Raw genomic sequence first — 22,299 nt, forward strand, 5'->3', positions numbered from 1 at the left:
CCTTTTCCTTGGTATATCTAACCAATGGCTTTATTTCTGTCAGCCTATTCCATATGTAAGCCGTCCATCGTCTCCTAATGAAAGCGATTTCGGGCGAAAATTTTCTTATTTTTCTAATAATTGACGAGCATATTGATAGCCGATATGCAGGCTTTGCTCCCATGCCTTCTGCCCGTAAACCCGCTTCATAATCATCTTCCCGGGCTTTATGTTAACCTCGATCAGCCACGGCTTGCCGCTCCTGTCGACAGCAAGGTCGATCCCTAATTCTGACAGTCTTGATTTGTACGATTTTTCCAAGAACGAAGGGATGTATTCTGCGATCTCCGTCACCGTTTCCGTAAGCTTTTCCCCCATCTCGGCACCAAATTCATTTGTGAGATACTGGGAAACGTCGTAGGCGTCGCCGCCGCTTTTGATGTTCGATGTAATCTTGCCTCTTTTCCCTTCACGTACCGCCATTCCGCTCGTCTGCCAATCCCCCGATCCATTCTTCTGCAAAAGAGCGCGAATATCAAATACGCTTCCCTTCGTATTGCGAATATCAATCCACTTCTGCATCAGATGCCTGCCGCTCCCGAGCACGCCTCGAACATATTTCGCTAGCTCCGCGCGCGGAAGCTGCTGATTGTCCTTGCCGTCCCGCTGTACGATGAAATGATCTTTATGAAGCGTGACTCGAATGATCCCTTTTCCTCCCCAGCCGTTGATCGGCTTCAGCATGACGCTCTCATGCTTCTTCACGAAGGAGACGAATGCCTCGGCCGTCTTCACCTGTTCTGTTGGAAGCAAGTAGGGCTTCAAATAGGTGGACTGCACCAGATGGCTCTGAATTTTGCACTTGTTGCCGAGACCATAGCCCGTGAAAGGCAGTTGACTGCTCTTCTTTACGATCGTTGCTCTGTGCATATCCTCGGGCGAGTAGAAGCCGATGTCGAGATTTATTGGCGGAAAAGGGATTGTCGCTTTCGACCAACTGCCGTTCTTATATAGATTGCCGCTAATCTGCCGTTTCTTCATATTCACGTCTCGCGGTGTGTACATCAGCAAGCCGTCGAACTTCTCCGCGATTGCCGACTTCGCATGGCGGCTGAACGCTTGCGGACGGGACACCCGATGCGTCATTATGCCTAATATTTTTGTCATGATGGATTCGCTCTCCTGTCTCAATCTGCTCTTCTGCTTGGAAGCCAGTGGCTTGCAGCTTGGAGCCGTACATTATCCTATGACATTCGCCCGCAGGCGGGCCTTAGGCGATAACCCAATTCATGAATGCGACAGGGGACAGGTACGCATTGGGAGCTGTGCGAATAACATAAAGGACGTCGATCGAAGCCTATTGCACGCTCGTACAGTCGCTTTTACGTGAAGCACGGAGGAGATTTCACCATGAAGGCCAAACAGATCAGGTATCCCGGAAGAAAGTGGCTAAAGCATGAGTCGCTTTGGAGTGAACCGCTGCTTAGGGAATATTTGCCCGACACGATGCTGTTCACGCCGAAAAATTTTATCCAAATGATCGATAAATATACCGTCCTCTTCCTCAAGCCGGATCTAGGGATGAAAGGGCAAGGCGTAATGAAGGTCTCGCGCGAAGAAGAAGACTATATTATCCGAACCGCTTACTACACACATAAATATCCAAGCAAGAAGCTGGCTGCGCTGAAGCTAAAGCATCTGATCGGCGATAAGCGCTATATCGTCCAGCAAGGCATAGATCTAATTAAGATTGAAGACAAACCAATCGACTTTCGCGCACTGATGCATCTTAAGCCAGAAGGCGATTGGCGTTTCTTCGGCATTATGGGCAAAGTTGCCGCGCCGAACAGCTTCGTGACGAACCATAGCAACGGCGGCAAAGCCATTCGGCTATACGACGCGCTTGGCGTATCGAATGAAGAAGGCAAGGAGTGGTATTTGAAAATTAAGGATATATCGCTGTTGATCGCATCTGCGATGAAGGAGCATTTTCCGAAGATTGCCGAGCTTGGGCTAGATATCGCTATCGACACGGAACGCAAAATATGGCTGGTAGAAGCCAATACGAAGCCTCAATTCCAGCTGTTCCGCTATCATTCAAACCCGCGTTTGTACGGTCAGATCGCGGCGTCCGTTCGCGCTATCCGATCTACATCCGCCTAACAGCGCCTGCTTGCTGCTTTATCGGCCTTTCGCGACTCCGCTGTCTTGCAGAGGAATCGTTTGAACAAGTCGGTGCTGGGAAGGAGTATTCATGAATAGTACAAAGGTAACGCTGCGCATCACTCAGGAAGAATTCGCTGCAGGCGAGCCCCTACTGATGCTCAGCGAAGCACATGCCAAGAAATGGAGCATTCCCTTTCGCACGCCCCTGACAATATCGTTCGGCTCGGCCAGGCAAGAGATAATGGCTGAGCCATCGCCTGACGGCAGCTTCTTGCAAATCGATGCAGCGCTAGCCGCCAGATGGGGCGTCGTACATGACCAGGTGCTAAGCTTCAACTATAAAAGCTCCTCCAAGACGGTGCAGCTTGGTCCGCTGATCGGGGTCATTGTCAGCCGTTTTAACCGGCACTCTACCCTACTGCCGTTCGGTCCCAATACGACTTTCTGCCAAGAGCTATCCGAGCTTTGCAAAAGCTACGGAGCTTCCATCTTCTTTTTCACAGGGGAAGATATCGTCAGCACGGGCGACGCAGTCAAAGGTTGGCATTATACGGATAAATGGATGCGCGGGCGCTTCCCCGTTCCCCATGTCATCTATAACCGAATCACGTCCCGCAAGAAGGAGAAGCTGCCGGACGTGCAGAGGTTCGTGAGAAATGCGAAGAAACGGCATAATGCCGTATTTTTCAATGAGAAATATTTGAATAAGACGGAAGTATTCGGAGCTCTTATCAAGGAGCCTTCGCTGCGCGTCTACCTGCCTGAGTCTTATCCGCTTAAGGGCGCTAAGTTGCTGAAGTCGATGTGCAGCAAATACGATGTTGTCTTCATTAAGCCGAATAACGGAAGCCTGGGCAAAGGCATCGTGAAGGTGTACCGGAGCGATTTTCCCGAGACTGGTTATACGAGCCATATGAACAATGTGACCGGTATTCGAGCGCAAACCTTCGCAACGTTGGATCAGCTGTACGGCTCGCTTGCCGCCAAGCTGAAGAAAAGCGAGCATCAGATCCAGCGCGGACTGAAGCTGCTGTCGGTGGGCGGCCGGCCGCTCGACTTCCGGTCGCTCGTCCAGCGTGGCGAGACCGGGCAATGGACCGTTACTTCGATCGTAGCGCGGATTGCCGACAATAATCAGTTCGTCTCGAACGTAGCGCGGGGCGGTACGATCAGCACCGTTAAAGCCGCTTTGGCGCGAACGGGCTCCTCCGCGGCGGCTGGCGGCTTGACGAAGCTGCGGCGCGCCTCGCTGCTGATCGCCAAAGGAATTGAATCGCAGATCGCCGGCCACTATGCCGAGCTCGGTATCGATTTGGCGATCGACACGCAGGGGCGGGTATGGCTAATCGAGGTCAACGCGAAGCCGTCCAAGGAGGACACCTCCCCTCTCGATCCAGACGGAAGCAAAGCCCGTCCCTCTGTGAAGAAGTTCGTCCAGTACGCCTTCTTCGTCTCCGGCTTCAAGGGGTAAAGTGGGTGGGAGCGTGCCGATGTGGGCACGCTCCTCTTTATTGCGTTCGAAGGTGCCCCCATGTGCTAATGCACACTTTCGCCGCCAACCTTGGAGGATAGAGATACTTTCTATCTCTATCGGTCTCCAACACACCTCGATTTGTGGAATAGAGCTGGTTTCTAGCTCTATTCTGCTCAGTCTCCCCGCTGTATGCTCACTTTCGCCGCTCATCCTTGCCAATAGAGATACTTTCTATCTCTATCTGTCTCCAACACACCTCAGTTTGCTGAATAGAGCTGTTTTCTAGCTCAATTCTGTACAGCACCCCCGCCGTATGCTCACTTTCGTCGCTCTCCCTTGCCGATAGAGATACTTTCTATCTCTATCTGTCTCTAACACACCTCGATTTGTGGAATAGAGCTGTTTTCTAGCTCTATTCCGCTCAGTAACCCCACCGTATGCTCACTTTCGCCGCTCTACCTTGCCAATAGAGATACTTTCTATCTCTATCTGTCTCCAACACACCTCAGTTTGTTGAATAGAGCTGTTTTCTAGCTCTATTCCGTTCAGCACCCCCACCATTTGCTCACTTTCGCCGCTCGTCCTTGCCAATAGAGATACTTTCTATCTCTATCTGTCTCCAACACACCTCGATTTGTTGAATAAAGCTGTTTTCTAGCTCTATTCTGCTCAGTAACCCCGCTGTATGCTCACTTTCGCCGCCCACCTTGTAAGATAGAGATACTTTCTATCTCTATCTGTCTCAAACACACATCCATTTGTTGAATAGAGCTGTTTTTTAGCTCTATTCCGTTCAGCATCCCCACCGTATGCTCACTTTCGCCGCTCGTCCTTGCCAATAGATATACTTTCTATCTCTATCTGTCTCAAACACACATCCATTTGTTGAATAGAGCTGTTTTCTAGCTCTATTCCGCTCAATAACCCCGCTGTATGCTCACTTTCGCCGCTCTCCCTTGTAGATAGAGATACTTTCTATCTCTATCTGTCTCAAACACACATCCATTTGTTGAATAGAGCTGTTTTCTAGCTCTATTCCGCTCAGCAGCCCCGTCGTATGCTCACTTTCGCCGCTCTCCCTTGTAGATAGAGATACTTTCTATCTCTATCTGTCTCCAACACACCTCGATTTGTGGAATAGAGCTATTTTCTAGCTCTATTCTATTCAGCACCCTGTCACAACCGAAGCTTTACCGCCTTCTCCGTCAGGCGATAAGCACGAATCCGCTGACTACCCGAGACCGGTTCAATAAGTTGTAGGTTTCTGAGTTGTTTTAGGTATTTTTGAATAGATGCGTGACATACACCTCCCCTCAAGCTCGCCTCCTTCGGACTAAACACAAATCCTGGCCCCTGCTTGATCGCCCATCTGAGCAATTCGCATGTGCTAGCCGGCAGATCTAGCTCTTCAACTGTCTGGCGACCGACGCCATAGAGCTTCCCTAGCAGTTGTTGAATGAATTGCTGGCACTGCCTGGGCTTATCAACAATGTCGTCGTAAGAGAATCGAATTACCTTCCACTCATCCAACACTAGCTGGTTCTGTCTGAACCGATCGTCTCCGAACGTTCTGCGCGACGCATGCCTTTGATGCGTGTTGTAGCCATCTATTTCGATAGAGATACGATAATCGCCGCGAATATAAGCAAAATCAAGAAAACGGCTTCCGTCGCGATAATCATTCACCTCATATTCGGGATGTAGCTCATCCAAGTTGCCTACAACCGGCCACCAAACACTCTTAATAAAGGAATTCTCCCCATGGTCATTCCGTTCAACTAATCTACGTCTTCGCTCACTATTAACATCACGTCTCCCAAGATGCAGCTCAATCCACTTGCTGTATGCCTGATCAACTGCACTTACACTTACATTTATTTTCCCGCCGCTATTCAACAACCTAACACTCTCCACTTGCTCCATATTCCTCCACACTCCCTATTAGCTAGTTTATTTACAAAAAAACACCGTTCTTCCCGGACGAATAGTCCAAGGATGAACGGTGTGCTTCACCAGATATGTCTATGTTATTCTACTTTCTTCGCTAAAAACTATCATTCCTAATCCCTATCATTATATATCATTGCTGTAGCGCAGTCAGTAACGCAATTAGCCGCAACCTACATCAGCAGCCTTAAGCCCGGAACAACCCGTACCCGTTCAGAGGAACAATCGGTTTCGTATCCTGCAGCAAGCCTTTCGAGCGTGCACCGTAAGCGACATCAACGAGCCAGCGGGTGAATCCTGCTACGTTCATCGTCTCCATCTCCTGCAAGGAGAAGAAGCCCGCGGCATCGACCTCCACGCCGTCCGGCGTCGGATCTCCGCTTACATAGTCCATATCAAAGGCGATGTAGATATTATGAATGCCCCTTGGCTGATCGCGAAGCGCGACTACGCTCTTCACAGCTGCATCGATGCCGCATTCCTCCTGCACCTCCCGCCGAATAGTCTCCTCGATCGGTTCAAACTGCTCGATATAGCCTCCCGGATTCGTCCAGTAGCCTTTGCCGGGCTCCTGCGCCCTGCGAACAAGGAGGAGCTTATCTCCCTTCATGACAAGCGCCCCGACGCCGATGCTGTAGTTGCCCCAATGCACGTAGCTGCAAGCCGTACACGCTCTTCTGACCGTGCCGTCAACATCTCGCGACTCCATTTTGCTTCCGCAAGTTATGCAAAAATTAACTTCCACCTCTGTCACCTCTACCCTCAAGTAAGTCTTCTCTTCTATTTACCGTTTCGCGCCGCCCGTGCCCCTTACCTATTTCTTCGGCAGCCGATAGACGGCCAGCGGCTTGCCATTGCGGAACGGGCTGCTGATCTCATCCAGCTCATTCATAAGCCCCGCATCGAGCTGCAGCTCGGCGCTCAGCAGATTGTCCTCCAGCTGCTGCTCGCGCGTAGCGCCGACGATTACCGTCGAAACAGCTGGTCGGTTCATTAGCCACGCGAGTGACATAATGCCTGGGCTGATGCCAGCCTGCTCGCCAAGCGCTGCGACTTGATCGCTAAGCGCAAGCGTCTGCTCGGTTATGAAGCGGCCGAAGCTCGGATCAGTCTGACCGCGCGACCCTTCGGGCGCCTTATCCGCTGCACTGTATTTCCCGGTCAATATCCCACCCGCAAGCGGAAAATAGGGAATAATGCCGACGCCTTGATCCAGGCACATCGGGACAAGCTCCTTCTCCGGCGTACGGTCTGCAAGCGAATAGCTCGTCTGCGTCGAGACGAACCGATTCAGGCCCAGCCGGTCGCTGATACCAAGCGCCTTCATCAGCTCCCATGCATAATAATTGGAAGCTCCAATATATCGAACCTTGCCCGATCGAATCATATCCTCAAGCGCGCGCAGCGTTTCCTCCAGCGGCGTTTCCGGATCGAACGTATGTATTTGATACAGATCGACATAATCCGTCTTAAGCCGCTTCAAGCTTTGCTCCAGCTCCGTCTGCAAATGATACCTTGACGAACCTCGCTCATTGTCTCCAGGTCCCCTGACAAGTCCTGCTTTCGTCGCCAATACGACCTGCTGCCGCTTGCCCGCAAGCGCCTCGCCAATAAGCCGTTCGGATTCAGTACCTGCATAAATGTTAGCCGTATCAATAAAATTAATGCCCCGCTCTATTGCTAGGTCTATGATTCTCTTCGACGTATCGCCGTCGGCCCGCTTGCCGAAAGCGTTCGTACCGAGGCCAAGCGCGGAAACCTTCAAGCCGCTGTTACCCAATCTGCGATATTGCATATTCTGCACCGCTCCCTCTGTCTATGAAATAACTTTATTATACTGCAATCTGCCGCCGATTCCACACTTGTCCATGCGCGCACGTCTAAGCTCGCCCCCTCTGCTTAAAGAACTACTCTCCATGATGTGTTAATATATAAAAATAAAAGTTCACCACAAAAGGACTGAACAAAAGGCTATGAGCTTTCGATTAACGAAGCGCATTATCAAATTATTATGCGGAGAGACAGCTTACGAGAGAGGCGAGGCCCTTCAACAGGAAGGAAAGGTGGCGTTGACCAAGGAAGACGCCGCTGACCCAGGCTTCAATCACAGCTACAAGGCTGTCGTTCACGGCAACAACCGCTATCATATAACCGTTCATATTGACGGCAACGGAGACGTTGACGCCGAATGCTCCTGTCTTGCCTTCTATTCGTCCGATAAGCTGTGCAAGCATGTTGCAGCCGTGCTGCTGCATATCCACGAGGAGCAATACGGCGATGACGCGCCGATCCATTCCCATTCCTTTCTAGATGGACAAGACAGCCGCCCTTCTTTCACCGACAGAGCTAATAAACGTACAGCTCATGCTCGGCGTTCCTCCGACACGCATGCCCAAGAAGAAGATAGCCAGAGAATCGTAAGCGGCTTGTTAGGCTTATTCGGAGACAAGCCCGTCAGGCCGACCGGTGCCGGAGCGCTCTTCGATTCCAGAACGCGGCTGGAGACGGAGTTCACCTTGAAGCTGCACGAGTACGGCCAGCGCAAGCTGATGTTCGGCATTGAGCTGAAGGCAGGGCCTGCTCGTCGACCTTACATCGTTCAGCGAATCAGAGACTTTCTTCATTCCATAGAGCGAAGGAAGCCTTACCCGTTCTCGAAACATTTCATCTATGATCCAGCCATCCATAGCTTCCGCGCGGAGGATGATGCGGTGCTGCAGCTGCTTATCCGTATTTACCGGAATGAAGCTTTGATACGGGAGACCGCACTCGGTTACTCCGGCAATAACCGCGGCGCGGGCGGAGACCGCATGTTGCTCCTGCCCCCTGCTTATTGGGAGGAGCTGCTTCCGGTGCTTCGACAAGCGGGAACAGCAAGGCTAGAGCAGGACGGCCGCCTCTACGAAGGCATCGATGTCTCCGATGAAGCCATTCCGCTGCAGTTCCGCTTCGACCAAGCGGAAGCAACTTCAGCCGATGCTGATAGCTGCCGTCTTGAGGTGCAAGGGATCGATCAGATCGCCGTTATGGCAGACTATGGGCTCGTCTTATCGGAGGGCAAGCTGCTGCAGACAACAGCGGACCTATGCAGCCGTTTGGCTGAACTGAAGCTGATGCTGGATCAGACGGACAATCAGCATATTACGATTGCATCGGCTCAGATAGAGCCTTTCATGGAGAAGGTCATACCGGGGTTAATGAAGCTCGGCACAGTCCATATCTCCGAGGCGGTATCCGAGCGAATCATGCAGGTGCCGCTTAAGGCTAAGCTCTATCTCGACCGCATCAAGGATCGGCTGCTGATCGGCATGGAATTCCATTACGGCCGCTTCGTCATTAATCCGCTGAACAGCGAATCGGCGAAGCGCGCTTCGGATCGCATTATTATGCGCGACGGCGAGCAGGAACGGCGCATCATGGCGCTTATGGAGCAAGAGAGCTTCGGCAAAACAGAAGGCGGCTTCTTCATCGACGACGAGGACGCGCAATACGATTTTCTATATCATATTGTTCCTGAGCTGGAGAAGCTTGCCGAGATTCATGCGACCGGCGCCGTCAAGCTTAGACTGTTCAACGAGCATCCACCGCCTCGCGTCCGAATAGATGTCGACGAGCGAACGGATTGGCTCGCCTTTACCTTCAATATTGACGGCATTCCTGAAAGCGAGATAAAAGGTATTCTCAAGTCGCTCAGCGAGAAACGCAAATATTACCGGATGCCGGGCGGCGGCCTCATGCCGCTCGAAACCGAGCAGTTTCAAGAAATCATTAAGCTCATCAATGAGCTTGGTTTCGTAAGCGACGAGCTTCTCGGCAAATATGGATCGCATCTGCGCGTGCCTGCCGTTCGCGCCCTTCGCCTGCTCGATCGGCAGACGCGAGGCGATACGGTCAAGCTCGGCAAGTCGCTGCGTCAACTGCTCGACGACATGCGCAATCCGGATAATCTCGAATTTGCCGTTCCCGATTCACTCGTCCCCATCCTGCGCGACTATCAAATCTATGGCTACCAATGGATGCGTACCATCGCCCATTATCGATTCGGCGGCATCCTGGCTGACGATATGGGTCTTGGCAAAACGATCCAGAGCATCGCGTTCATCATTTCCATGCTGCCCGAAATCCGAAGCGCGGGGCTTCCGGCTATCGTCGTCTCACCGGCTTCGCTGACGTACAATTGGCTTAACGAGTTCCATCGTTTCGCTCCGGATGTGCGCGTCGTCATCGCCGATGGCACGAAGGAGGAGCGCAACGACATTGTGAGCCACGCCGCAACCGCCGCGCGAACGGACGTCATCATTACGTCATACCCGCTGCTGCGCAGAGATATCCTGCACTATGCGGATCAAGCGTTCCATACGCTCATCCTAGATGAAGCGCAAGCGTTCAAGAACTACGCGACCCAGACGGCTGGGGCCGTCAAGGCGCTGCAAGCGCGGCATCGCTTCGCGCTTACAGGCACGCCCGTCGAGAACGGCTTGGAGGAGCTATGGTCGATATTCGACGCCGTATTTCCCGGGCTGTTCCCCGGCCGCCGGCAGTTCGGCGAGATGCAGCGCGAGACGATCGCAAGGCGAATCCGGCCTTTCCTGCTGCGCCGCCTGAAGCGCGACGTACTTGGCGAGCTGCCGGAGAAGATCGAAACGATCCAGACGTCCGAGCTGTTGCCGGAACAGAAGAAGCTCTACGTCGCCTACTTGGCCGAGCTGCGACAGGACACGGTGCAGCATCTTAACAAGGACAGCTTCAATAAACACCGCATCCGCATCCTGGCAGGCATTACGAGGCTTCGCCAGCTATGCGATCATCCCGCATTGTTCGTGGAGGGCTACCAAGGAAGTTCTGCCAAGCTGGAGCAGTTGCTGGAAATCATCGAGGAATGCCGGAGCGCCGGCAAGCGGCTGCTCATCTTCTCGCAGTTCACTCAGATGCTCGGCCTGATCGCACAGCAGCTTGGTTACCAAGGCATCTCCCACTTCTATCTCGATGGCAGTACACCTGCTGCCGAGCGCGTCGAGCTGTGCAGCCGGTTCAATGCCGGAGAGCGCGAGCTGTTCCTGCTCTCCCTTAAGGCCGGCGGGACCGGGCTTAACCTGACCGGCGCCGATACCGTCATTCTGTACGACCTATGGTGGAATCCAGCCGTCGAGCAGCAAGCGGCCGATCGCGCGCATCGGATCGGACAGCGCAACGTCGTACAGATTATTCGCCTCGTGACGCAAGGCACGATCGAAGACAAGATGTACGATCTGCAGCAGCGCAAGCTGAACCTCATCGATGAAGTGGTGCAATCTGGCGGCGAAGAGGCATTCACCTCCTTAACCGAACAGGACGTGCGCGAGCTGCTCATGCTGGAAGGTTAGAGCGTTGAACGCCGCTTCGCTACGGAGTATAATGCGTGTAACCGCAACTAATGAAGGAGTGAGACGATGCGTTTCATAAGCAATAACAACATAACTGATCCGGCGCTTAACCTGGCTTTGGAGGAATATATTCTTCGCTCGTTGCCTGACAACGACGATTATTTGCTTTTCTATATTAATGAGCCTTCGATCATCATCGGCAAAAATCAAAATACGGTCGAAGAGGTCAACGCCGAATATGTCGAAGCGAACAAGCTGCACGTCGTTCGGCGTCTGTCGGGGGGCGGGGCTGTCTATCACGATCTCGGCAACCTCAATTTTAGCTTCATCATGAAGGATGACGGACAATCGTTCCACAACTTCAAGAAATTCACGGAGCCTGTCGTCCGTGCGCTTCGCAAGCTTGGCGTTGATGCCGAGATGACGGGACGCAACGATCTTCAGGTCGGCGAGCGCAAAATCTCGGGCAATGCGCAGTTTTCCACCAAAGGCAAAATGTTCAGTCATGGCACGCTGCTATTCGATTCGGAGATGGAGAACGTCGTATCCGCGCTGAAAGCAAATGCCGAGAAATATGTGTCGAAATCGACAAAATCGATACGCAGCCGCGTAGCGAACATTACGGAGTTTCTGGCTGAACCGATGACAATCGACCAATTCCGTCAGCATATTCTGGCATCGATCTTCGAGGATCAGAGCGAAATTCCATTCTATGACCTGACTGAGCAGGACTGGGCGAATGTGCAAAAATTAGCGGACGAGCGCTACCGCAGCTGGGAATGGAACTACGGACGCTCGCCTGCCTTCAACATGCGTCAGGCGAAGCGGATCGAGGGCGCCGGAACCTTCGACGTGCGCCTGCAGGTCGAGGAAGGCGTCATCGTAGATGCAGCCATCTTCGGCGACTTCTTCGGCAGAGGCGACAGCGGCGAAGTCGCGCAACGCCTCATCGGCACGCGGTATGACGCGGCTGCGCTGAAGGAGCTCGTGAGCGGCATCGATCTGCCGTACTATTTCGGGCCCGTCACCCAAGAGCAGTGGCTTGAGCTCCTATAAGTGAAGAAAGCAAAAGTCCTGCTCCCATTCATGGCAGCAGGGCTTTGCTATATTATTGCGTAATCGGACGGACCTGCTTCTTCCGCAGCGACAACGATAACGCCGCTGCAGCGAGCCCCAGCAAAGCCGCTCCGCTTGCGAACCAAGGATGGTAAAGCACGGTATCAGCAGCGTTAACAGCCGCTCCACCCACTCCTGCCCCAAGCGAAATGCCTAGATGGATGACGGACAAGTTGATACTGAGCACGAAGTTGGAAGACTGCGGCGATTGCTGAATGAAATACATATTTAGCGCCGGCGCCGTCATAAAGACCGAGCTCATCCATAACGCCAGCAGCGCCAGCTCAACGATGAGAACGATCGTGAAGACTGGCACGAGTGCAAGCGACAGCGAAGTAATAATCAAGCTGCCCACGAGCATTTGTCCTGCGCCCCATTTATCCGCTCCGTAACCTCCGATCCGCGAACCTATGGCGCCGAACACCCCAAGCATTAGCATAACTGCGCCAAGCGCCACATTGTTCATATGAAGAATATCCGTCAAGAAAGGCGCAATATACGTTAACAGCACCGCATGGCTTACGCATACCATAAGCGAGATGAGAAGCCCCGTGCTAATGGCAGGCTTGCGTAATACGGTAAGCTGCGACCGGAATGAAGCATGCGCATCCCCTTCGATTTGCGGCAGCAAGCGTAGCAGGATAAACAATATGACCAGGCTAAGCGCACCGAGCACGATGAAGATCGCCCTCCAGCCCCACCAATCGGCAATCGCTACCCCAAAAGGGACGCCAAGAGCCATCGCGGTGCTGAAGCCGAAAGCAATCGTTCCGATAGCAGCGCCGATTCGGTTCGGGGGAACAAGCTTCGCTACCGAGCTAATGGCAACAACCGAGTACACCCCCGCACTGGCTCCAAGAATAATACGCGATACAATTAACGTCTCATAATTAAAACTAAACAGCGCAACGAGGCTGCCGAAGACAAATACGGCAATGGCTCCAGCCAGCACTTTTTTACGAGCCCAGCGTGCCGTTAAAGCAATAAGGATTGGCGTGCCAATAGCGAACGAAAGCGAGAAAGCCGTCACCAGCTGCCCCGCCAAGGCTAACGAAATATCCATATCGCTAGCGATCGTACTCACCACTCCAGATACGACAAGCTCAGCAGACCCGGCTAGAAACGCGCCAAGCGCGATCACGTAAACAATAAATCGGTTCATTGTAACTCCACCCTTCCACCTCTACAAAATAATCGAATTTGCACTTGCATTTACTCGATTAATTGTCATTATAATAAGGTAACGATATTAATGTAAGAAGGCAAAGTATTTGGACATTGTCCTGTTAAATGGATCTACTTACAATAAGTAAGTTAAAAAGGAAGGGTGAAGCTTTTATGAGTGAGCAGACGGGGAATAGCGCGGAAGATGTTCAAGAACTGTCTTCCATTTGCGAGGTGTTGCAAATTCTTGGAGCAAAATGGTCTTTTCTCGTCATTGCCGAGCTCAATAAAGGACCGCAAAGATTCAAGCAGCTTCAACGAAACATAGTGGTCGTGAAGACGCAATCGCTAACGGACACGCTGCGGCATCTGGAGAAAACGGGTATCGTGAACCGCGAAGTATTTCCGACTGTGCCCGTAACCGTTGAATATTCTCTTACGGACAAAGGAAAAGACTTTCGTTATGCGCTTAATGAAATGGATATATGGATGCAAAAATGGGGCAAAAAAAGCCTTACGGATGACGTTGCCACTAGCGGCTAACAACCATGCAACCATACAAAAAAGCTGAGTCGGCCGTCATTTGGCGCCATTCTCAGCTTTTTTTTCATTCCTAACGTCAACCCATTTAGAGCGTCTGTCCGCAATCCGCGGTTACGATCTGCCCGGTCATCGAATCCTGCTCCAAAAGCGAGCAAATGAGCATCGCGATTTCATCCGGCGAGGATACCCGTTCCAGCAGCACGTTACCGCTTAACTTCTTCATTTGCTCCTCGCGGCCTTCCCACCATCTCGTCGCTACGGCGCCAGGCGCTACGCTGTTCACTCGAATGGCTGGTGCAAGAGCACGAGCAAGCGATTTAGTTAATCCATGCACGGCCGCTTTCGACACCGCATAAGGCAGCGAAGAGCCTAATCCCGTCAGGCCGGCAATGCTTCCTACATTGACAATGGCTCCTTGCTTGTTCTGCTTCATCAGAGGCGCAACCGCCCTGGCGCAAAAGAACATCCCCTTCACGTTGACATCGTAGAGCTCGTCCCATACTTCCTCGGTTGCGGCATCCAGATCGTCAAGCGGTATATGCCTGGTGATGCTCGCATTGTTGACGAGAAAATCGATTGTCCCGAATGCTTGTGATGCCAGCTCCACCATCCCCCGAACTTCCTTGTCCTTGGAGACATCGGCTTTGACTGCAACGGCCCGACCTCCTGCTTCTTGGATAATACGGACCGTCTCCTCCGCTTCGCATTCTGAATGCGCATAATTGATCACAACGCTTGCGCCCCGCCTTGCCAATTCAATCGAGACTGCTCTTCCTATTCCCGTTCCTCCTCCGGTTATTAGTGCGACTTTGTTCTGTACATCCATATAAGCTCCCCCTCGATTAAACGAATTGTATGCATATTCTTATTTTATTACGCGGCCTCGATTACGTATAATTGAATTATCTGAATTGTCAATTCAATATTATTGAACTCTTAAAAGGAGGCATGCAGCTGCCATGGACCTTAAAGCGATCAAATCGTTCCAGCTCATCGTCGCTTACGGGAGCTTCAAACGTGCTGCCGAAGAACTCAATTACGCGCAGTCGACCGTCACGATGCAAATTCAGCGATTAGAGAACGATCTCGGCGTTCAACTCATAGAACGGGGAACGAAATTCAAGCTGACCGAGGCCGGCAGACTGTTCTATGAACAGAGTCTCCCTATTGCCCAAGACTTGGAGCGGCTTCAAGCCGCTATAACTGATGCGCGCTCGGGCGAGGCGGGCCATATCCGCTTAGGCGTCACCGAACCAACGGCCAGCTACCGTCTTCCGCCTTTACTGTCTAGATTCATGGCCGACTTTCCTCGCATTCATATATCCATTGAGATAGCGAGTACGCCGACACTTTGCGATCGGCTGCAACAGAATGAGCTTGATATTGTAATAGGCTCCGCGCCCGAGCTGGGAACGCGGCTTTATTTTGAACCGCTCTTTACCGAACCCTTCGCCTTATTGCTGCCTGAGGAGCACCCGCTTGCAGGTGCAGCAAATATTGCGCTAAGAGATATTCAGGGACATCGTCTCCTGATCACATCAGCCAATTGCCCTTACCGCAAGCAGCTTTCTTTCCTGCTCCATCAACAGGGTTCTGCCGCCTCTGACACAATCGAAATTGGCAGCATGGCCGCTCTACCGCATTATGTCGCTTACGGACTGGGCATTGCGCTCGTTCCCATGGTTATCCTGCAGCCGCCGCCAGCCGGCACCGTCATTCGTACGATCAATATTGACGGCATTCATATGACGAGCGGAATTACATGCCATACTTCCTTTCATCCGATGAAGCCTGCCGTCTCGAAGCTATATCAGTACTTGAAGCATGAGCTTCAACATATGAAGCAAGCTCTGGGCATACAGTTGTAAGTAGAAGCATTTCGCTATGCGACACGGACCAGCTCGATGGAAAGGGGCTTCCACGAATGGATAAAGACGCAACCAAATACGGCAGTTTCTATGGCGATATTCCGCAGCCGATTAGAGGCAATGAAGGGGCAACGGACAACGGGCCGCGCGATATTATGAGAGATCGGGAGAATCCCGATATGCTCGTTCCTCCGGCAACGGATGCCGGCTTAATACCGAACTTGAAGTTCGCGTTCTCGGATACGCATATGCAGCTGAACGAGGGCGGCTGGTCGCGGGAAATAACGGTGCGGGACCTGCCGATCGCTACTACGCTGGCAGGCGTGAACATGCGTCTCACCGCAGGAGGCGTGCGCGAGATGCATTGGCATCAGCAAGCCGAATGGGCTTATATGCTGCTTGGCAGCGCGCGCATCACATCCGTTGACGCACAAGGACGGAACTTCATCGCCGATATCGAGGAAGGCGATCTATGGTATTTTCCCGCCGGCTTGCCCCACTCCATACAAGGGCTCGCCGAAGGTTGCGAATTTCTGCTCGTCTTCGATGACGGCAGCTTCTCCGACCTTAACACGCTATCGATCTCCGATTGGTTCGCGCATACGCCGCCCGACGTGCTATCGGCGAACTTCGGCGTGCCGGTCAGCGACTTTAGCCGCATTCCAAGCGAACAGGTATATATTTATCAGACCGATGTTCCAGGGCCAATCCAATCAGAAGCCATCGCTTCGCCTTACGGCACCATTCCGCTCAGCTTCAAGCATCGGCTGCTGGCGCAGCCGCCGATCAAGACGTCAGGCGGAAGCGTAAGAATCGTGGACTCGACCAATTTTCCGATTGCCAAGACCATAGCGGCAGCGCTAGTGGAGATCAAGCCCGGCGGCATGCGCGAGCTTCACTGGCATCCGAATCAAGACGAGTGGCAATATTACTTGAGCGGTCAAGGCAGGATGACCGTATTCGCCGGCAACGGCGTCGCGCGCACGTTCAATTACCGAGCCGGCGACGTCGGATACGTGCCTTTTGCCTACGGCCACTATATCCAAAATACAGGCGAGCAGTCGTTATGGTTTCTCGAAATGTTCAAGAGCGACCGCTTCCTCGACATTTCACTGAATCAATGGATGGCGCTCACGCCTAAGCCGCTCGTCGAGAGCAACCTGAACGTCGATGAAGCGTTCACGAACAAGCTGCATAAGGTTAAGTCGCCCGTTGTCCGCTTTCCCGGCTTCACCTATTATCCTTAGAAGTGCTAGAATCGGCAAAAGGCCGCTCCTGCAATGCCGTAGGCTTCTCGCCTAAAGCATGCAGGAGCGGCCTTTTGCACAGCAGCACCATTATCGATTTAATTTTACCAACCAAAGTCGAGCGTCTTGCCTGTCTCGACATAACTCTTCACATTGCTCAATATCATCGGCCAGCTCTTCTTCGTATTCGCATAGGAGGGATGGTTGTCCGGCCACTGATCATTAACGAGAGTCAGCTTCGTTGTGCTGCCGACTGGCTCCAGCGTAAGCGTAATCCTCGTCTCCAGCTCCGCATGATTAGCCCGATACGACGGGCCTGCATGTTCCGTATAGCTCATTCTTTTATTCACATCGAATTCCAATATTTCGCCGTACACATGCACCGTTTCTTCGCCTTCGCTGCCCGGACCTATGTATTCGTATCGAGCTCCCACCTCGAAAGTCGACCTCAGCACGCTTCCGAAGAAGATCGCCCGCGTCCCTTCAGGCGACAAAAAGACGTTCCAAACCGTTTCGGGCGCTGCCCCGACGTAAATCTCGTAGCTTAATGGCTCCATGCGATTTGCTCCATTTCTTTATATGTATGTAATCTCTCACAAAAACATATCAAACAACATGTCAGAGCGGCTTGTATGCGAAGGATCTGCACCTGCCCCTCCAGCAAAGTTTTCGTAACACTCGTACCTCGATACCGTCTCCAGCATTTTCAAAGGCATTTTATAATAAAAACCCCGTTCATCCGGAAATTGGCTTCTGTATATATCAAGGACGGTAAGCTTCATAAGATGCTCTTCCTTGGATAAGGCGACGATGGCGGATACCTCGCTGTCATTGATCGTAATTTGATCCATGATCGGCGGAGGAAGCTTCAGCAACGTATGGGCCTCCGAGAAGCTTTTTGGAAACAGCGTACTGAAATAGAGTATGTAATCGTTCTTAGGCAGCCCGCCGAACGCCTGCACCGTCATCTGGTGCATGCCGACATGGTCTGGATGACGATTGCCGCCGTCACTATTGAACGTAACAATAACCGAGGAGCCAATGCTTAACAGAATTGCTTCCAGCTCCGCAGCCGACTCTTCGATATTCCATGATTCAGCCCCATGATCCGGCAAGCCGAGATTGTGATAGCTGTCTATATTCAAGAGAAGGCAGGACACGCCGAATTCCTTCTGCCTGATCGTACTCAGCTCCTCGTCCCTATTGCCGCGAAAATGCTGCCCTTTGATACGGCCTGCCTCTCCTTGCGTGCCGCAAATCAAATGCGTACTGTATCCAAGCGATTTGGCCCGTATGAGCAAGCCTGCTGCCATAAATTCATCATCGGGATGGGCAATTACAGCAACTAAATGTTGTTGCATTAGAAGCACCTCCTGTATTCAATCTTCTAACGCAACGGTTATTCCAAATGTTACAAGCTTATAGAAAAAAATATACTAGCCTGTCCGCATTGAATTGCCGTAACAAGCTTTTGATGAAAGGATCTCTTTATGCTGCTTCTTGCCGTGGCAAGCCTTGCTGTGATCTTATTTTTTGGAAAGCGGTAGAATGCGAGGAATATTGGGCAGTGCGTATGCTTCTCGAGGCTGGCGCCGATCCGCATGCCGTACATGGCGATATTTGGATCACCGTCTTCATAGTTGCCGAGGAAGCTAGATTAGCCAGTAAAGCAGCGAATGCGTTCCATTAGAGGTGCTCTATCCTGCAGAAATCCAATATAGCAGCCTATTTACTACTAAGCTACCTCAATTTAGCAGCTCTTCGATTTGATCCAAGCTGTTCTTGGCTCTTAGATTGAGCGCACGCTTGTCTCTCAATTGAAACGACTGCAACGAATGGCCTTCATCCACAATGAGCGGCTGCGATATAAGGTCTCGAAGCGTCCGATCTGTTGCTTTGCATGCGCTATGCAATAGATCGGGCGTTATTGTTTTTTTCATCAACTTGATGAGCTGAATCATTTTCTCCGCATAGACAAGCTTGACCAAGCTATCCGCGCCAGAGATATGCCGCGAGGCGAACATCACTACCCGCTCCAATATTGCAGGAGATGGGTAATATTTAGCCATCGTCTCCAGCTCGGTCACCGCTTCCCCGTTCATAATCGACAGCTGGCTGGCAAGCGACTCAATTATTTCCGAGTACCAATGCGCCTCTATCTCCACACTTATGCCATGCGCTTTATACGGTACTAATACACCTGCTTTGTGCATGGCTACAAGACTGCCTCTATATTGCTCGAACATCGCTTTTGCTTCTGCCTCTGCTTCTGTCGAAGGCGATGCATGTGTATGGTCTTCCATGGAATCACCTGCTTTATTGCGGCTTCTTAGCCGCCGTCGTTTTCGCTGCTGCGTCTGCGCCCTTTGCATCTGCGCCTTTAGCGCCTTGCGGCTTGCCGAATATTTTTTTCGCAGCTTTCTTCTTAGCGCTGGCCTGCCATCGATTCCAGCCTTTCTTATCCGTGCCTCTACCTGTTCCGCCTTTTGCTTTTACCATGCTTGCTTCACCACTCCAACATCGTCATTATCGTTCCATTCTTGTCGATAGCATCCATTATACCATTAATTCGCCTTGTAAAATCTTGCTGCCCTCTTTATTTATATCCGCACGCCAAATTTCAATTCTTCACCCTTAATTCGTAACTTGAAAATAATGGTTGATTTTAATTGAACATCGGTCAATAATGGAGCTACATCTTGCTTATGACGAACATAATCAATTCACCATATAAGGAGGGAAGTTAATGAGCCCTAGACCTACCGCAGCCAATGAACTGGGGCGAGATCAAATATTAGAGGCTGCCCGCGAGCGATTCATTGAATTCGGCTATCGCGCGGTATCGATGCGCGCGCTGGCGTTAAGCCTAGGCTGCAGTCACGGAGCGATCTACTATCACTTTAAAGATAAAGCCGAGTTGTACGCCCGAGTTGTCGAACAAGATTTTGACCGCCTTCGCGATGTTCTTGAGCAGACGATTGCCGGAAAGACTCCATGCATAACGCTGCTTCATGAAGTGCTGACCGGCTACATCAAGTTTGGCCTCGATCGTCCGCAATCGTATGAAATGATGTTCATGATGAACGATCCTGAGCTTGATTGCAATGTCGCCGCCGACCAGATGCGCTGCTTTAATCGTTTCTCCGAAACAGTGCAAGTGTGCATTGATCGAATAGGGGAGGAAGGCAATGCTACAGCTTGGATGCTGTTTCTTGGACTTCACGGCTTCGTATCCCGTCACATTGCGATGAAACGCGCTTATGCCGATGTTCTATCGTCTGCCGAGCAATATGCAACCTTCCTTCTAGGCGGCATTTAGGCAGTAGATTAATGCTTGCCTTGCTGCGAGTCCATCACGCCGCAGAGGGTAAAGTTATTCCCTTAACTGACCATAGGTCAATAAAGAATAAGGAGGGCTAGCGATGAAGAAGAAAAGCAGTGTAGGCATCTGGGTTACAGCTATATTTGCAATTGCAATCGCCTTATACGGATTTGTATTATACGGCGTTCTTGACGGCAGGGAAACTCCGTTCGTTCAGCAAAAAGAAGAGATGGAGCTGAGCGGAAGCTGGATGACGTGGCTCACCGTGCATGCCATGTCGGCGGCATTCGCCTTGCTCATCGGCTGGTTGCAGTTTGTGAAAAGGCTGCGCCTGACGCATCTGGGCTTACATCGGGCCATTGGCATGCTCTATACGCTTGCAATAGCAGTTGGCGGAGTAACAGGCCTCTACTTGTCGTTCTATGCATCCGGAGGTATCTCCGGCATGTTAGGTTTCGGTCTACTTGCGATCGTATGGCTTATCTCAACGGGCATCGGCATAGCGGCGATTATCGTTCGCCGCGATCCCGCTGCGCATGGCAAGTGGATGCTGCGGAGCTACGCGCTTGCTTTCGCCGGCGTAACGCTTCGCGCTTATTTGCCGCTGTCCATGGTTTTATTCGGGCAAGAAGTCTTTGATATCTATTATGCCGTGATCGCCTGGATCTGCTGGATTCCGAATCTGTTTGTGGCGGAATGGCTGATCCGCAGGAAGAAGCGCCCGACGACGCGAAATACATTGAGCGCTTGAGCAGGCACACGCAAAAAGGCGTCCAGCATCGATCCTTCGATCGAAGCGGACGCCTTTCATCTGTGGAAGCTGCGGCTAGCCTTCTATATATTCCATGCCTTTCATATAAGGCCGCAGCGCTTTCGGAATGTAGATGCTGCCATCCTCACGCTGATGATTCTCAAGCAGAGGAATTAAAATTCTAGGCGTTGCCACAGCCGTATTGTTAAGCGTGTGACAATAACGCAGCTTCCCGTCAGCCGCACGGTAACGAATGTTGGCGCGGCGAGCCTGGAAGTCGAGCAAGTTCGACGACGAGTGCGTCTCCCCGTACGCTTGCCTACTCGGCATCCAGGTCTCGACATCGTATTGTTTATACGTCTTCTGCGACATATCGCCGATACATACGGCCACGACCCGGTAAGGGAGCTCCAGCAGTTGCAGAATTCGCTCCGCATTCGCAGTCATCTCTTGAAGCATACGCTCCGATAGCGCCGGGTCATTCTCGCAGATAACAACCTGCTCGACCTTCGCGAACTGATGCACGCGGTACAATCCATGCACATCCCGTCCCGCCGAGCCTATCTCTTGGCGGAAGCAGGCCGACATTGCCGCTAGTCGGATCGGTTCGCGAGCATTCACGATCTCGTCGCTGAAGCCCGATATGAGGCTTACCTCCGAGGTGCCGACGAGGTATTTATTGTCCTCCTCAAGGCGGAAAAGCTGCTCCTGTCCGAGCGGCAGGAACCCCGAATGGCGGAACGACTCGCCCCGAGCCATCATCGGCACATCCATTGGCGTGAAGCCGTCTGCTTCGAGCACATCCATCGCCAGGCGTTGAACGGCGTGATGCAAATGGAAGCCAGCTCCCTTCAGCACATAGTTGCGGCTGCCGCCGATCTTGACACCGCGCGCGATGTCGAGCATGCCGAGTTGCTCGGCCAGCTCCACATGATTTTTCGGCTCGAATTCAAATCCAGGAGGCTCGCCGTTTTTCCTAATCTCCACATTGTCTGCATCCGATGCCCCGTCGGGTGTATCGGGCGATACGAGATTAGGCACAAGCAGCAGCAAACGCTCATGCTTAATATTCAATTCACCAAGCTCGGCCTCCAATTCCGTTAAAGCCGCATTCGTCTGCCTTACCTCTTGCTTCATCCTCTCCGCATCCTGCTGCTCGCCCTTCGACAGCTTCATGCCGATTTGCTCCGAGAGTTCATTGCGCGTATGCCGCAGACCATCGATCATTTGCTGCAAGCCGCGCTTCTTATCATCAAGCTCGAGCAGCTCGGGGATGGAGACTTCGATACCTTTCTTAGCCGCAATCTGCTCAAGCACCGCTTGCTGTTCGCGAATAAATGCCATGTTCAGCATGTGCAT

General features: G+C 52.0%; 21 protein-coding genes. 10 read left to right on the top strand and 11 right to left on the bottom strand.

The window, feature by feature from the left end; all coding sequences use genetic code 11:
- Window positions 1-105 precede the first annotated feature (105 nt).
- Entirely contained in the window at window positions 106-1,146 is a 1,041-nt protein-coding gene (locus AC1DF0_RS02215; protein ID WP_442048765.1) for a YheC/YheD family endospore coat-associated protein, read from the bottom strand.
- A 243-nt stretch (window positions 1,147-1,389) separates the two neighbouring features.
- On the opposite strand from AC1DF0_RS02215, the gene AC1DF0_RS02220 reads away from it, so the two are divergent.
- Entirely contained in the window at window positions 1,390-2,142 is a 753-nt protein-coding gene (locus AC1DF0_RS02220) for a YheC/YheD family protein (protein WP_442048766.1), read from the top strand.
- Window positions 2,143-2,233: 91 nt separating this feature from the next.
- Complete coding sequence (locus tag AC1DF0_RS02225; protein WP_442048767.1) at window positions 2,234-3,616, top strand: YheC/YheD family endospore coat-associated protein; 1,383 nt, start codon at window positions 2,234-2,236, stop codon at window positions 3,614-3,616.
- A 1,179-nt stretch (window positions 3,617-4,795) separates the two neighbouring features.
- Here the strand turns inward: AC1DF0_RS02225 and AC1DF0_RS02230 are convergent.
- From AC1DF0_RS02230 to AC1DF0_RS02240, 3 genes are all read right to left on the bottom strand, one after another.
- Window positions 4,796-5,542 (bottom strand): DNA-binding response regulator, encoded by a 747-nt coding sequence (locus AC1DF0_RS02230; RefSeq protein WP_477572933.1) that lies wholly within the window; start codon window positions 5,540-5,542, stop codon window positions 4,796-4,798.
- A gap of 211 nt (window positions 5,543-5,753) precedes the next feature.
- Entirely contained in the window at window positions 5,754-6,311 is a 558-nt protein-coding gene (locus AC1DF0_RS02235; protein ID WP_477572934.1) for an NUDIX domain-containing protein, read from the bottom strand.
- A 69-nt stretch (window positions 6,312-6,380) separates the two neighbouring features.
- A complete protein-coding gene (locus tag AC1DF0_RS02240) occupies window positions 6,381-7,361 on the bottom strand; it encodes an aldo/keto reductase (RefSeq protein ID WP_477572935.1) in 981 nt (326 codons plus the stop codon).
- Window positions 7,362-7,539: 178 nt separating this feature from the next.
- On the opposite strand from AC1DF0_RS02240, the gene AC1DF0_RS02245 reads away from it, so the two are divergent.
- Entirely contained in the window at window positions 7,540-10,929 is a 3,390-nt protein-coding gene (locus AC1DF0_RS02245) for a DEAD/DEAH box helicase (RefSeq protein WP_477572936.1), read from the top strand.
- Window positions 10,930-10,995: 66 nt separating this feature from the next.
- A complete protein-coding gene (locus AC1DF0_RS02250; protein WP_477572937.1) occupies window positions 10,996-11,985 on the top strand; it encodes a lipoate--protein ligase in 990 nt (329 codons plus the stop codon).
- Window positions 11,986-12,037: 52 nt separating this feature from the next.
- Here AC1DF0_RS02250 and AC1DF0_RS02255 read toward each other — a convergent pair whose 3' ends face one another.
- The gene (locus AC1DF0_RS02255; protein ID WP_477572938.1) at window positions 12,038-13,207 is read right to left on the bottom strand and encodes an MFS transporter; all 1,170 of its coding nucleotides are present in this window, start codon (window positions 13,205-13,207) and stop codon (window positions 12,038-12,040) included.
- Between the two features lie 176 nt (window positions 13,208-13,383).
- Here AC1DF0_RS02255 and AC1DF0_RS02260 point away from each other — a divergent pair, with 176 nt between their 5' ends.
- On the top strand, window positions 13,384-13,752 hold the full coding sequence (locus AC1DF0_RS02260; protein WP_477572939.1) for a winged helix-turn-helix transcriptional regulator: 369 nt from the start codon (window positions 13,384-13,386) through the stop codon (window positions 13,750-13,752).
- 85 nt (window positions 13,753-13,837) lie between these two features.
- Here AC1DF0_RS02260 and AC1DF0_RS02265 read toward each other — a convergent pair whose 3' ends face one another.
- Entirely contained in the window at window positions 13,838-14,578 is a 741-nt protein-coding gene (locus AC1DF0_RS02265) for an SDR family NAD(P)-dependent oxidoreductase (RefSeq protein ID WP_442048775.1), read from the bottom strand.
- A 133-nt stretch (window positions 14,579-14,711) separates the two neighbouring features.
- Here AC1DF0_RS02265 and AC1DF0_RS02270 point away from each other — a divergent pair, with 133 nt between their 5' ends.
- Both AC1DF0_RS02270 and AC1DF0_RS02275 read left to right on the top strand, forming a co-directional pair.
- Window positions 14,712-15,620 (top strand): LysR family transcriptional regulator, encoded by a 909-nt coding sequence (locus AC1DF0_RS02270; RefSeq protein WP_442048776.1) that lies wholly within the window; start codon window positions 14,712-14,714, stop codon window positions 15,618-15,620.
- A gap of 56 nt (window positions 15,621-15,676) precedes the next feature.
- Window positions 15,677-16,867 (top strand): oxalate decarboxylase family bicupin, encoded by a 1,191-nt coding sequence (locus AC1DF0_RS02275; RefSeq protein ID WP_442048777.1) that lies wholly within the window; start codon window positions 15,677-15,679, stop codon window positions 16,865-16,867.
- Window positions 16,868-16,971: 104 nt separating this feature from the next.
- On the opposite strand, the gene AC1DF0_RS02280 is transcribed toward AC1DF0_RS02275, so the two are convergent.
- Entirely contained in the window at window positions 16,972-17,424 is a 453-nt protein-coding gene (locus AC1DF0_RS02280) for an SRPBCC family protein (RefSeq protein WP_442048778.1), read from the bottom strand.
- A gap of 36 nt (window positions 17,425-17,460) precedes the next feature.
- Window positions 17,461-18,228 carry a PIG-L family deacetylase gene (locus tag AC1DF0_RS02285; protein WP_442048779.1) on the bottom strand — a complete coding sequence of 256 codons (768 nt, stop codon included), beginning with the start codon at window positions 18,226-18,228 and terminating at the stop codon, window positions 17,461-17,463.
- Between the two features lie 206 nt (window positions 18,229-18,434).
- Between AC1DF0_RS02285 and AC1DF0_RS02290 the strand changes: the two genes are divergently transcribed.
- Window positions 18,435-18,557: a hypothetical protein gene (locus AC1DF0_RS02290; RefSeq protein WP_477572940.1), complete on the top strand. Its 123-nt coding sequence runs from the start codon at window positions 18,435-18,437 to the stop codon at window positions 18,555-18,557.
- A 55-nt stretch (window positions 18,558-18,612) separates the two neighbouring features.
- Here the strand turns inward: AC1DF0_RS02290 and AC1DF0_RS02295 are convergent, their stop codons facing one another.
- Together AC1DF0_RS02295 and AC1DF0_RS02300 are read right to left on the bottom strand one after the other, a co-directional pair.
- Window positions 18,613-19,170 carry a hypothetical protein gene (locus tag AC1DF0_RS02295; protein ID WP_477572941.1) on the bottom strand — a complete coding sequence of 186 codons (558 nt, stop codon included), beginning with the start codon at window positions 19,168-19,170 and terminating at the stop codon, window positions 18,613-18,615.
- 13 nt (window positions 19,171-19,183) lie between these two features.
- Window positions 19,184-19,366, bottom strand: a complete 183-nt coding sequence (locus AC1DF0_RS02300; protein WP_442048781.1) for a DUF3934 family protein — start codon at window positions 19,364-19,366, stop codon at window positions 19,184-19,186.
- 247 nt (window positions 19,367-19,613) lie between these two features.
- Between AC1DF0_RS02300 and AC1DF0_RS02305 the strand changes: the two genes are divergently transcribed.
- Together AC1DF0_RS02305 and AC1DF0_RS02310 are read left to right on the top strand one after the other, a co-directional pair.
- Window positions 19,614-20,186: a TetR/AcrR family transcriptional regulator gene (locus tag AC1DF0_RS02305; protein WP_442048782.1), complete on the top strand. Its 573-nt coding sequence runs from the start codon at window positions 19,614-19,616 to the stop codon at window positions 20,184-20,186.
- Window positions 20,187-20,289: 103 nt separating this feature from the next.
- A complete protein-coding gene (locus tag AC1DF0_RS02310; protein WP_442048783.1) occupies window positions 20,290-20,940 on the top strand; it encodes a DUF2306 domain-containing protein in 651 nt (216 codons plus the stop codon).
- 75 nt (window positions 20,941-21,015) lie between these two features.
- On the opposite strand, the gene serS is transcribed toward AC1DF0_RS02310, so the two are convergent.
- Window positions 21,016-22,293: a serine--tRNA ligase gene (gene serS, locus AC1DF0_RS02315; RefSeq protein WP_442048784.1), complete on the bottom strand. Its 1,278-nt coding sequence runs from the start codon at window positions 22,291-22,293 to the stop codon at window positions 21,016-21,018.
- Between the last annotated feature and the right edge of the window lie 6 nt (window positions 22,294-22,299).

This window comes from Paenibacillus sp. 05T425, from assembly GCF_056396205.1.